Raw genomic sequence first — 12,655 nt, 5'->3', positions numbered from 1 at the left:
TGCATTACGATTTTTCTAGTGCGTATGGGTACGGGTGCAGACATTATGATTTTATAAATAGAGCAAGGCGATCAGCCGATCGAATGGAAGGTTTGGAGGAGTTTAGGTGATTGTATTGGAAGCACGCCTAGCGAAGTTATCGCTTAAAGGCGATCAGCAGGCTTTTGCTGAGCTTGTAGACCTCTATCAAGACAAGCTCTTTCATATGGCATATCGAATGTTAAACAGCCGCCAGGAAGCGGAGGATGTCGTACAGGATACCTTCCTTCGTGTTTACAAAAACCTGGATAGATATGATGAAACGTTAAAATTTTCAACTTGGATATATAGAATTGCTACAAACCTATGTATTGATCGACTGCGTAAACGCAAGCCGACCTATTCACTGGATGCAGAGTCATCCGATCATGAAGGGTTAGATGGTTATTCGATGATACCGAGCGATAATCGAACGCCAGAGTCAGAGCTTCTTCTATCGGATACACAGCGCATTATTCATGCGGCTATTGCATCGCTGCCACCGAAATATAAGAGCGTTATGACGCTTAGATATATGCAGGACCTGTCTTTGCAGGAAATTGGCGATGTGCTGGACATGCCTGTCACGACTATAAAGACACGGGTTCATCGCGGCAGAGAGTTTCTTCGCAAGAAGCTTGAGCATAAATTATAATACTAAATAATGATACGATCCGTTAAAGGAAAGCCATGTCTAGGACAGACATAGGCTTCTTTTTGGGAGAAATTCAAGCTTAATCCTTACCTGAAAATGATTACTTATGCGATTTCAAAAAAAAGTGAAACATCCTTCTTGCTAGTAACGTATCCTAATAGCGAGATAAGAACTTAATGCGCGAGCAACTGAAAGAAAGGACTGGCTGCTATGAATTGCAACGTCGCTATCGTATGGATGCATGATTATTTGGACGGCGAGCTGCCGCGTGAAGATATCGTTACGTTAAAATCTCATTTGCTTTCCTGTCCCGCTTGCCGCAGTCGGTTTGAACAGCTCCAGAAGACGGACGCCGCGGTGTTCCAGACTTTAGAAGCGATTAAGCCTGCCGCGGAGTATGACAAGAAGGCATCCGAGCTTTTAAACCAGCGAATTATGCAGCAATTGCCGAAGAAACAGAGCAAGCAGACCAACCGCATCGTACGTTTTATTTATCGATATCCGGGTGTTACTGCAGCTGCTGTGTTTGTACTCGTTATGTTAGGCAGCTTCTTCACGATGTGGGAAGAGGATACCAAGCTAATTGTAGCAGGCGAGGATCTTCAGCAGGTCATTATAGAAGGAAATACAGTTATTGTGCCGGAGGGTGCTCATCTAACGGGAAACTTGACCGTAGAAAATGGAGTAGCTGATGTTAAGGGCGAGGTGGACGGTAACGTTACCGTCATTGATGGAACCTTGAACCTGGCTTCGACTGGTCATATCGCGGGACAGAGCAGAACGATCGATCAAGCGCTCGATTGGTTCTGGTACAAAGTAACGCAAACTTTTGGCGGTAACGCTCGCTAAAGCAAGCTGCCTCCCTCTTGTAGGGGGGCGTTTTTTATTTTTTTTTGAAAAAAAGGATTTCCAATCCCATTTATAGAAAATAATAAAGTTGAAAACCGATAATTAGACAAGAATAAGGGGATCGGCTGTTGGGGGTTGGCAAATGAGTTATTTCTCAGATTTAACATGGCATGACTATTTAAAGGATATTATAGACGTTGGTATAGTTAGTTATATTATTTATAAAATGATTTTGCTTGTACGCGGAACTCGCGCAGTTCAACTTTTAAAAGGGATCGTTGTACTCGTTGCTGTATGGGCGCTGAGTACATGGTTCAATCTGTATACGCTGAAATGGCTAATGAATCAGATGTTCACATTCGGAATTGTGAGCGTGCTAATTATTTTTCAGCCGGAGCTGAGACGCGTACTGGAGCAGCTTGGTCGTGGAAAGCTGTTTGCGCGGTCGTTTTCACTTGATCGGGATGTCGTTAATGAACAAATTGACGGCGTAATTAAAGCTGTCCGTTTTATGGCAGAACGAAAAATCGGGGCGTTAATCGTATTTGAGCGTAGCACAGGTTTGAGTGAATTGATTGAATCAGGCATCCGCATGGAATCAAAAATTACATCGGAGCTGCTTATTAACATTTTCACACCGAATACACCGCTGCATGATGGAGCTGTCATTATTCGCTCTAATCAAATTATGGCGGCGGGCTGCTACTTGCCTCTATCGGAAAATCCTTTTATAAGCAAGGAGCTTGGAACTCGCCACCGTGCCGCTATCGGAGTAAGTGAAGTAACGGATGCGGTGTCCGTAACCGTCTCGGAAGAAACGGGACAAGTATCATTGTCTCTAGGAGGCATGATTGTACGAGATATTAATGAGGAATCGCTGATTTCGAAGCTCTTTGATGAGCTGACGCCGAAGACGACGGGTCGTACGAAGGAACGAGTTACGATAGCGTCTCTTTGGAAGCGGAAAGGAGGCAGTGATGGATAAATGGCTAAGTCACCCTACCTCGCTCAAAATTATTTCTGTCATAGTCGGATTGCTGCTCTGGGCTGTTGTACATATTGATCCGGACACATCACCACAGACAGCGACATCAAATATTGATACAAAAACGATAGAAGCATCGGTTATTACGGCAGATGGTCTGGATACTGATAAGTATGTGTTAACCGCTATGGAGCCTACCGTTGTGCGGCTTGATGTGCAGGGCAGGCTCACTGTTTTGTTTAATGCTTCTTCAAAAGATGATTATGTCGTCCAAGTGGACTTGAAGGGCGTAAAACCAGGGATACAGGAATTGCCTTTGACTGTGAAATTGCCTAAAGGAATTACGCTTGTGGAGATGTCGCCGCGCACCGTTACGGTTCAGATCGAAGAAATTATAACGAAGCCTTTCGAACCTCAAGTCATTATAGAAGGCAAGCCGGCTGAAGGTTATATCGTTGGAGCATCAACAATCGTAGCACCAACGACAGGGGTACAGGTTACGCTGCCTAAGGATGATATGAGCAGAATCGGTGCTGTAACGACGGAAATTAATGTCGAGGGCGCAGATAAAACGGTGGTTAACAAAAAGGCTAAAGTTATCGTATACGATGTAGACGGTATAGAAATGACAAATGCGATCGTTTCGCCTGAAACGCTGAATGTCGAGGTCAAGGTAACGCCTCCGCTGAAGATGCTGCCTCTGCAAGTGCGCTATACAGGCACTCTGCCTGAGGGACTAAGCTTATTATCAGTGAAGCCGGCTATCGACAAGGTGACCGTATACGGCGAGCAGAAGGTGTTAGACGGGCTGCAGGTTTACGATGGGGCCGTGCTCGATCTCTCGAAAGTGAAGCAAACAGGAACCATTCGAGTGAAGACGGAATTGATTGATGGAATAAAGGCAATTGATCCAGCAGAGGTAGAGCTCGATGTCGTTGTTGCTCCTGTGAAAACTAGAACCCTTACAGGATTGGATGTATCCATAGAAGGTGTTGCAAGCGGCTTGTCAGCGGCCATTCGAACGCCAGCTAACGGTAAATTTGATTTAACCGTCAGCGGAGCAGAACCGGTGTTATCCTCGCTTAAGGCAACGGATATCAGTATTATTGCAAATGTCGAGGGTCTAGGGCCAGGCATGCATGTCATAACGCTTCAGGTCGACGTGCCAGCGTATGTGCAGACGGTACTGGCTGATGGGCAAACTTTGACCGTAACCATTGAAATAACGGACAATTCAATCCCAGGATCAGGCGGGGACAACTCAGAGGAGGTTGGAGGCACTCCGACAGAGGAGCCTCCAACCCCAACTACGACACCACCTCCAGACACCAGTGAGGAGACTGGCAACGGAGACGGAAACGCAGCAGGCGGTTCAACTACGAATCCATAATCATCAGGAATGAATAAGCATAGAACAACGAAAGCAATATATTACAAAGGAGCTTTTTAAACATGGGGAAATATTTCGGTACAGATGGTGTTCGCGGCGTAGCCAATCGTGAGCTTACACCTGAGCTAGCATACAAAATCGGTCGCTGCGGCGGCTATGTTCTTACACATAAGGCTCAAAAGCCGAAGGTAGTTATTGGTCTAGATACACGTATTTCCGGACCGATGCTGGAATCCGCACTCATTGCGGGTCTATTGTCGATTGGTGCAAGCGTAGTGCGTCTAGGTGTCGTATCAACACCAGCCGTTGCTTATATTACACGTGAGCTGAACGCAGATGCTGGCGTTATGATTTCTGCATCACATAATCCTGTAGAGGATAACGGCATTAAATTTTTTGCTGGCGACGGCTTTAAATTATCGGATGATACCGAGCTCGAAATCGAACAGCTAATTGATGCTCTTACAGATGAATTACCGCGGCCTGAGGGCGGAGATATCGGAGCGGTATCAAGCGATAAAGGCGCTAAACAGCGTTATCTGGAATATTTGAAAACAACGATCAAAGGCGAATTCAAAGGTCTAAAAATCGTACTGGACTGCGCAAACGGTTCCGCATATGAGCTCGCTCCTTCTGTATTCCGCGAGCTTGGAGCGGACATTATAACAGTAGGCGCTGAGCCGGATGGCTTGAATATTAATGCTGGCGTTGGATCAACACATCCAGAATATTTGCGTGAGCAAGTACTGGCGCATGGCGCAGACCTTGGGCTTTCTTTTGACGGGGATGCTGATCGCCTGATTGCAATTGATGAAAAGGGCGAGGAAGTAGACGGCGACTTTATTCTTTGTATTATCGGCGATGCGATGAAGCGGGCTGGCAAGCTGAAAGAAGATACTATTGTAACGACGGTTATGGCGAATATCGGCTTCTTCAAGGGAGCGGAACGCATTGGTCTGAAAACTGCACAAACGGCAGTCGGTGACCGTTACGTGATGGAAGAAATGCGTCGCGGCGGCTTCAATCTAGGCGGCGAACAATCCGGTCATGTTATTTTCCTTGACCATATTACGACTGGCGACGGTATTCTTACTGCGCTTCAGCTCGTTGATACGATTGCAGCCTCCGGCAAGAAGCTAAGCGAGCTTAAAGGGCTTATGCGCAAATATCCGCAAAAGCTTGTTAACGTACGTGTAGCTGACAAGAGCTTGTATCAAGGCAATGCAGCGATTGAAGAAGCGGTTAAAAGTGTAGAGCTTGAGCTTGGCGACAACGGCCGCGTGCTTGTTCGTCCATCAGGTACGGAATCGTTGATTCGGGTTATGGCTGAAGGACCAGAGAAGGAACAGGTCGAGGCTTACGTTGCACAAATTGCTGATGTCGTTAAAAGTGAACTAGGTTAATCATAGAGAAGAATGATGTCGAAGGCCTGTCGGTTCTTGTAGCCGGCGGGTTTTTTGAGCATTATTTTGGAAAATGGACAAGGATATTTTCAGTGAAAGGTTGCACTGCAGCTGGAAAATGAATATGATAGGTAGTGTGATTCAAGAAGGAAAGCGAGGATAGAGGTTATTTAAGCAAGATAAGCGCCAGAGCTTGCGTGATGAATGATCGGTGGTAGAGCTGGATGGATCAGCTTGAAGCGGGTATTCATACGGGAAGCTGACGAGGTGAAGGTGTTCGAAACATTCGGCGGGGACCTTCCGGTATTACAAGCCAACCGAAAGCCGTTACGTAAAACGGCCGGGCGACCGGTCATACAATCGTGCGGCAGGCTTCGATTATAATTTACTCCCGTATGTCCAAGATGCCACCAGTAGGGTGGGCATGGGCAGTGGGGTTACATTTTCCGCAATCATTCGGATTATTTTGTGACAACTTCATATTGCCTGTGTCACGCATTGGCGGCATCCGATTAGGACGGGAAAATAACCTATCGGAGGCCTATTAAATTATGTGTGGAATTGTAGGATATATTGGTAAACGCGACTCGCAGGACATTTTGCTCGAAGGATTGAAGAAGTTGGAGTACCGGGGTTATGATTCCGCTGGTATCGCTGTCTTCACGAAAAACGGGCTCGAAATTACAAAGTCCAAAGGACGTCTCGCGAATCTTGAAGGCTTGCTGCGTGAAGAACCGCTGGAAGGTTTTGTTGGAATCGGTCATACACGCTGGGCTACTCATGGTAAGCCATCTGATGTGAACTCGCATCCGCATACGGACAACTCGGCTAAATTTTCTGTTGTTCACAACGGAATTATTGAGAATTACTTGAACTTGAAGGAAGAATTGATGACGAAGGGGCATGTTTTCGTATCGGAAACGGATACGGAAGTCATTTCTCATCTCATCGCTGATGAATATAACGGCAACATCGTAGAAGCTGTACAGCGTGCGGTTAAACGTATGCGTGGAGCATTCGCTCTTGGTGTTTTGACTGAGTTTGAACCTGATCGCTTGGTTGCTGTTCGTTTTGCAAGCCCGCTTGTTATCGGTGTAGGAGAAGGCGAAAACTTCATTGGTTCGGATATTCCAGCTATCTTGGAGCATACGCGCAACGTTTACATTTTGAACGACGGCGAAATGGCAATCCTGACACGTGATGCTGTCGAAGTAATGACGACTGAAGGCGAAATTATTTCCAAGGAAATATTTCATGTCGATTGGGATCTAGTAACGGCAGAGAAAGCTGGATTTGATCACTTCATGCTGAAGGAAATTCACGAACAGCCAAAAGCTTACCGTGATACGATGATGAGTCGAATCTCGGAGGACGGCAAATCTGTCGACTTAAAAGAGCTTGGGATGTCAGCTGAATATATTAAATCTATCCGTAAAGTACACATCGTAGCATGTGGAACGGCTTACCACGCAGGTCTTGTCGGCAAAACGGTCATTGAGTCGCTTGCACGTATTCCGGTTGAGACGGATGTGGCATCCGAGTACCGTTACCGCTCACCGATTATTACGCCGGATACGCTCGTTATCGTTGTAAGTCAATCTGGCGAAACTGCTGATACGCTTGCTGCTCTACGTGAAGCACAGCGCAACGGCGCTCGCGTGCTTGCCATCACGAACGTAGTAGGCAGCTCGGTTGCCCGCGAAGCAGATCATGTGCTTATTACATGGGCAGGTCTGGAAATTGCGGTTGCTTCGACAAAAGCATACAGCTCGCAATTGATTGCTTTTTATCTGCTGGGTCTACACATGGCAGGTACGCTTGAGACCAAAGAAGCTTCTTACATCGCAGAAGTTATTGAGGCTATGCATGAGCTACCTACACAGGTTGAGCGCATCCTAGAGCAAGCGCATGTGCTTAAACAAGTTGCAGAGTCGTTCTCGCATCACAAACATTTGTTCTTCATCGGCCGTGGCGTTGACTACGCAGTAGCGCAAGAAGGCTCGCTGAAGCTGAAAGAGATCTCGTACATTCACTCTGAGGCTTATGCAGCAGGAGAGCTGAAGCATGGTACCTTGGCGCTAATAGAGGAAGGAATTCCGGTTATCGCGCTTGTTACGCAAGAAGAGCTATACGAGAAAACACTTAGCAACATTAAAGAAGTAAAAGCGCGCGGCGCTCATGTTATAGGCATAGCGAACCAAGGTGCAGAGGAAGAAGTTGCGAAATCTGTCGATGAGCTATTCGCGATTCCGAAGACACTTCCGCTCTTGTCACCAGCGCTTTCAGTAGTTCCGCTTCAACTGATTTCCTATTATGCTTCGTTAGCGCTTGAGCATGACGTGGATAAACCGCGGAATTTGGCTAAGAGTGTTACGGTGGAGTAGGGATTGGTTTTCAATTATTGATAATTGTTAAAAGAAAATAAAGTGTTAGACTGAAAAATAAAGTATTAGACTAAGAAAATAAAGTATTAGACTGAGAAAATAAAGTTGTAGACTGGGAAAATAAAGTATTAGACTGACGTAATTGGCCATACTGCTACTAGGAGCTCTACTACTGTCTACAGAATCGACATCCAGAACAAACAACATGACTCTATTTGAGGCTGCCTTCGGGTAGCCTCATTTTTTTTAATTTCATTTTGGGGGTGGTTCGTAATGGCCAAACGGAAACGGGAGATCACAGAAGCAAAGATAGATCGCTTTATTAGAGAAGGAAGAGGTCAAGGGACAGGCAAAGATTATCTTCCATGGCTTCGAATTCAGGATGTTCCCTCGGATGGCAGAGCCACTCGTGGTGTGGGTTGGACAACGGGCAGAAGGCATGAGCTTCTTTCAGATATAGAACGTGATTATTGCTATCTATTGGATTATTCAGATAATGTGTCGGATATTCGTGAGCAGTTCCCTCTTCTTCCGTTGGAAGAAACTAAGTTGATAGCAGAAAAAATAGGCGTAAAGCACCCTGCTGATCCGAAGACAGGCGTGGACATTGTAATGACAACTGATTTTCTTATTACATATAAGGATAAGCACTACGCAAGAACGCTTAAGCCATTTTCGGAATTAGAAAATGAGCGAACAATCGCAAAATTTGAAATAGAGCGTGTTTACTGGGAAGAACGGCATGTTGACTGGGGAATTATCACCGATCAAGACTTGCCGGATGTTCTAATTAGGAATATTGAATGGATTCATAAAGAGTATCACAACGATGACGTCTTTGAATTAGGAGGATTCGTTATCACTAATTTACAGCGAATGCTTTCAACCCGTCTGAATTCCGGTGAGGCTATTTCCAGAGCTTGTTCATTCTGTGACGAACAACTTGGATTAGAGCTAGGAACGTCTTTGGCACTTTTTCGTCATCTTTTAGCACGTAAAATATGGTCTGTAGATATGAATGAAAGAATCATTCCAACGAATGCAGTGAGAGACTTCATGATAAATGCAGCAGTAGAGAAACTAGCGAAAGGTGGATGAAAGACATGCAATCACTCTATGAAAATATGGTTGTGGAATGGAAGATGTCTGATTCTGAGTATCGTTTTGTAGAACGTATAGTATGGATTTCGCCTGTCGAAGATATTCTCTTTAGTATTGCGATGGGTGATGAAAAAGCTTTCCCTATTATGAAAACTTACTCTGAGTATACAGCAGGCTTTGAAGCAGATCTGTTAAAACAGATTGATTGGATTAATGATAATGTCCCCCTATTAGATTCTAATATTGATAGTGAGCATTTAAATATTCGTGATAAATCATGGGATGCTATTAAGGATATAGTGCTTGATGAGCCAAGTTGTTTTGAAAAAGGCTTTAGGGGATCTCGCATCAAGGAAGTACAAGAACGTACAGGACTTCATAAAAGTACGATTTATCGTTATTTACGTAGATATTGGCAAGGTGGCAAGATGAAAAATGCATTATTGCCCCATTTTAATAATTGTGGAAGCCTCGGAAATGATAGAACACCTAAGGAAACTAAACGTGGCCGTCCAAGGAAATTTGAAGATGAACCTGTTGGGATCAATATTGATGAAGATATCAAACAATTGCTCAGATCAGGTATTCGGTTGTTTTACAACAATAAGGATAAATCTCCACTCAAGCATGCCTATCAGAAGACACTTGAAAAATTCTTTGCATCTGGTTTTCGTCAAAGTGGACAGGCGGTCGTACCTGTACTTCCTTCTCCAGATCAGTTACCAACCTTCGGACAATACAAGTATTGGTTCAAAAAAGAAATGGATCTGGAGGATACGATTAAAAGCAGACTAGGCAAGAAGAGATTTGCATTAGATTATCGCCCCATTCTCGGTAGTTCTACTTATGAAAGCTTTGGTCCTGGTTCCAGGTTTCAAATAGATGCAACGGTAGCGGATGTTTATTTGGTCAGTGAATATCGACGTGAATGGATTATAGGTCGTCCAATTATTTACATTGTTATCGATGTTTTTAGTAGATACATTGCAGGAATTTACATTGGCCTTGAAGGACCAAGCTGGATTGGTGCAATGATGGCATTGGCCAATACGACAACCGACAAGGTAAAGTTCTGCGCACAATATGGTATTGATATTGATCCGGAGGATTGGGTAAGCAGTCATTTACCGCAAAAACTAACGGCAGATCGTGGGGAACTTGAAGGAACTAGACCAAGCCAACTTATTGATGTTCTGGGCGTCGATGTAGAAAATGCTCCTCCTTATCGGGCAGATTGGAAAGGAATTGTTGAGCAGCAGTTCCGATTAACGAATCTGCGAAGCATACGATTTATTCCTGGAGCAATTAAAGAACGTTATAGAGAGCGTGGAGAAAGGGATTATCGCTTGGATGCAAAGCTGACCCTTAGTGAGTTTACACAGATTATGATTCATAACATTCTCTATCACAATAATGACCATCATATGTTGTGGTATGACAGGAACGAATTTATGGTGGCTGATGAGGTTACCCCTATTCCTAGAAATTTGTGGCATTGGGGGATTGTTAATCGTAATGGGCGTCTTAAAAAACAGCCCGAGCATATCGTAAAGCTAAACTTAATGCTTCAAGGTGAAGCTACCGTTACTGCTGCAGGAATTCAGTTCAAAGGCGTGCATTACGGATGTGAATTAGCGATGCGGGAGCAATGGTTTATAAAGGCCAGAGCAGAAAAAACGTGGAAGGTAAAGGTATGTTTCGACCCACGGTCTACAAATGAAATTTATTTGTGGTTGAACAATGGGCACCAATTCGAAACATGTACACTTCTTGAGCGGGAAGAAAGATATCTTAATAAAAGGTTTGAGGAAGTAGAAGATCTGTTAGAGATTGAGAGATACCAAGGAAGGTACCAAGATGTGAATAACATGCTGTCCAAAATCGAACTCGATGCTCAAACGAAGGCAATTGTTGAAATGGCAGCTAAGAAAACGATTGAAGCCATTCAACAAAGCGAAGAAAGCAATAATCAACGTTTGAAAGGAACTAGACAGCGTCGTACCAATGAAAAACTTGAAAACCGCAAACATGAAGCTTTTCAGTTATCCGATCAAGGTACTGCGTCGAATGACTCAACCAATAATGTAATTCCTTTAAAACGCGATGATGCTGTTGAGAAAAAACAAACGTATATCCCTCCTGCAGATAAGCTATCGAAAATAAAAGCATATTTGCAGGAAGATGGTGATGAAGAATGAGTGAGTTTGATATCCCGTTGTTTCAGTTCAGTCGTGGTGAATTTATAGAAGCGGACTACCAAGATCCTTTATTGGAGGATTATCGAAATAATCCATTACTAGAAGCACTCCCACCTATCTGGGATGATCATGCAGTAGTGAAAAGCCTGTCTTCAAGTCCGATTTTCAATCCTTCAGAACGTAATTTGCCGGTTCATCTTCGCATGCATTGCGTTCAGAGGATTTCAAGGGATTTCTTTCGGCCGCTATCCAGACATTTGGAATTGCAGCAAAGCCTCTCTAGATTGATTAGAGACGGCTATGTGGGGCGTAATCCACTGACTCCTAATTATGCTTTTAGAGCCCGTAAAGACGCGTATGAGCTCATTATGAAGGGGACTACAAACGGATACCCGGTCAATACCCCTACCTCTGCTGGATTCGCTCTAGTCGGTATATCTGGAATTGGGAAATCCAGCAGTCTGATGCGGATTTTGCAAATGTATCCGCAAGTCATCTTGCATCGCAAATATAGAGAGCAAGATATGCCTGCTCCCTATCAAATTGTATGGCTGAAAATGGATTGTCCACATGATGGTTCTATTAGAGGGTTATGTTTGAATTTTCTACTGGCGGTTGATAGTTTGGTCGGCACTAGATATTACAAAAAGAATGCGACTAAAACTCCGGATGAGCTGCTCCCAATTATGGCTCAGGCTGCTGCGGTTCATTGTCTTGGTGTATTGGTCATTGATGAGATTCAAAATTTGCAAGAAGCCAAAGATGATCGCGCAGCTCAAATGTTGAATTTCTTCGTTCAATTGGTGAATACGATTGGATTGCCTGTCATTCTTGTGGGCACATACAAAGCGCTCCCGGCACTAAATGGTGAATTCCGAAATGCGCGGCGTAACAGCGGTCAAGGGGATGCCACATGGCATCACTTCAAGAAAGATGATGAGTGGGAATGGCTGCTGCAAGGCTTGTGGAAGTATCAGTGGACAGACAAGAAGGTCGACTTAACTCAAGAGTTTATAGATGTAATGTTCGACGAATCTCAAGGCATATCTGACGTTGCAATAAAGCTGTTTATGTTGACGCAATGGCGAGCGTTGGATAAGGATATCGAGCATATTACACCAGAATTAATTCGATCTGTTGCAAAGGATCGTCTCATCTTAATCAAGCCTGCTTTGGAGGCCTTACGTTCAGGTAAGAAGAAGCAAATTCAGATGTTTGCTGATATTTACGATAGTGTTTCTGTGGATGATTACCTGGATCGGATTGAAGCTGAACAACGGCAAGCTGAAAGATTAGAAGTGATACGTACAGAGCTTGGTTATGATGTCAGCGAGCAGACTGTGAATGAAATAAGCGCTTGGCTAATAGATGCAGGCGTTGAACAGTCGGTTGCATTACAGTCTGCAAAAGAGGTTACAAAAGCACATTTGCATGAGTTGGATGTCGTTGATCTTCACAAAGAGGCGCTAAAGCTCGCATTACAGAAGCAGAGGAAAGTAACGAGTGAAGCCGCAGTGCAACGCAGTAAACGTACGCCTAAGGTGTTACCGACAGCACCTCATGATTTGCGAGTAATTATGACCCAAGGGAAAAAGAAGAAGCTACCAGCCTACGATTCACTTAGGGCTGCTGGATATATTAAAGATCCGTTGGAGTTTCTTGGCTGAGGTGG

At 44.4% G+C, this 12,655-nt stretch carries 10 protein-coding genes; all 10 read left to right on the top strand.

The annotated features are described in order from the left end of the window. Positions 1 to 106 precede the first annotated feature (106 nt). The 10 genes from sigW (at position 107) to AC787_RS13590 (ending at position 12,650) form a co-directional block, all read left to right on the top strand. On the top strand, positions 107 to 673 hold the full coding sequence (sigW, locus tag AC787_RS13630; protein WP_054025284.1) for an RNA polymerase sigma factor SigW: 567 nt from the start codon (positions 107 to 109) through the stop codon (positions 671 to 673). Between the two features lie 210 nt (positions 674 to 883). Further along, positions 884 to 1,522: a zf-HC2 domain-containing protein gene (locus tag AC787_RS13625; RefSeq protein WP_054025283.1), complete on the top strand. Its 639-nt coding sequence runs from the start codon at positions 884 to 886 to the stop codon at positions 1,520 to 1,522. Between the two features lie 142 nt (positions 1,523 to 1,664). Beyond that, positions 1,665 to 2,507, top strand: a complete 843-nt coding sequence (gene cdaA / locus AC787_RS13620; protein WP_054025282.1) for a diadenylate cyclase CdaA — start codon at positions 1,665 to 1,667, stop codon at positions 2,505 to 2,507. Next, on the top strand, positions 2,500 to 3,897 hold the full coding sequence (locus AC787_RS13615) for a YbbR-like domain-containing protein (protein ID WP_054025281.1): 1,398 nt from the start codon (positions 2,500 to 2,502) through the stop codon (positions 3,895 to 3,897). Before cdaA ends, AC787_RS13615 begins: the two co-directional genes overlap by 8 nt. A gap of 62 nt (positions 3,898 to 3,959) precedes the next feature. Beyond that, positions 3,960 to 5,300 carry a phosphoglucosamine mutase gene (glmM, locus tag AC787_RS13610; protein WP_054025280.1) on the top strand — a complete coding sequence of 447 codons (1,341 nt, stop codon included), beginning with the start codon at positions 3,960 to 3,962 and terminating at the stop codon, positions 5,298 to 5,300. A 204-nt stretch (positions 5,301 to 5,504) separates the two neighbouring features. Then, entirely contained in the window at positions 5,505 to 5,684 is a 180-nt protein-coding gene (locus tag AC787_RS33780; protein WP_152970632.1) for a hypothetical protein, read from the top strand. A 167-nt stretch (positions 5,685 to 5,851) separates the two neighbouring features. Beyond that, positions 5,852 to 7,684, top strand: coding sequence for a glutamine--fructose-6-phosphate transaminase (isomerizing) (gene glmS / locus AC787_RS13605; RefSeq protein ID WP_054025279.1), 1,833 nt, complete (start codon positions 5,852 to 5,854; stop codon positions 7,682 to 7,684). Between the two features lie 273 nt (positions 7,685 to 7,957). Beyond that, on the top strand, positions 7,958 to 8,782 hold the full coding sequence (locus AC787_RS13600; RefSeq protein ID WP_054025278.1) for a heteromeric transposase endonuclease subunit TnsA: 825 nt from the start codon (positions 7,958 to 7,960) through the stop codon (positions 8,780 to 8,782). Further along, positions 8,779 to 10,983, top strand: coding sequence for a Mu transposase C-terminal domain-containing protein (locus AC787_RS13595; RefSeq protein ID WP_235560977.1), 2,205 nt, complete (start codon positions 8,779 to 8,781; stop codon positions 10,981 to 10,983). The genes AC787_RS13600 and AC787_RS13595 overlap by 4 nt, the downstream gene beginning before the upstream one ends. Next, on the top strand, positions 10,980 to 12,650 hold the full coding sequence (locus tag AC787_RS13590) for an ATP-binding protein (RefSeq protein WP_063847527.1): 1,671 nt from the start codon (positions 10,980 to 10,982) through the stop codon (positions 12,648 to 12,650). The genes AC787_RS13595 and AC787_RS13590 overlap by 4 nt, the downstream gene beginning before the upstream one ends. The last annotated feature ends 5 nt before the right edge of the window (positions 12,651 to 12,655 follow it).

Origin of the sequence: Bacillus sp. FJAT-28004, from assembly GCF_001280845.1 — a bacterium.
In the GTDB taxonomy this organism is placed as follows: domain Bacteria; phylum Bacillota; class Bacilli; order Paenibacillales; family Paenibacillaceae; genus Pristimantibacillus.
This window is presented reverse-complemented; position numbering and strand designations above follow the sequence as displayed.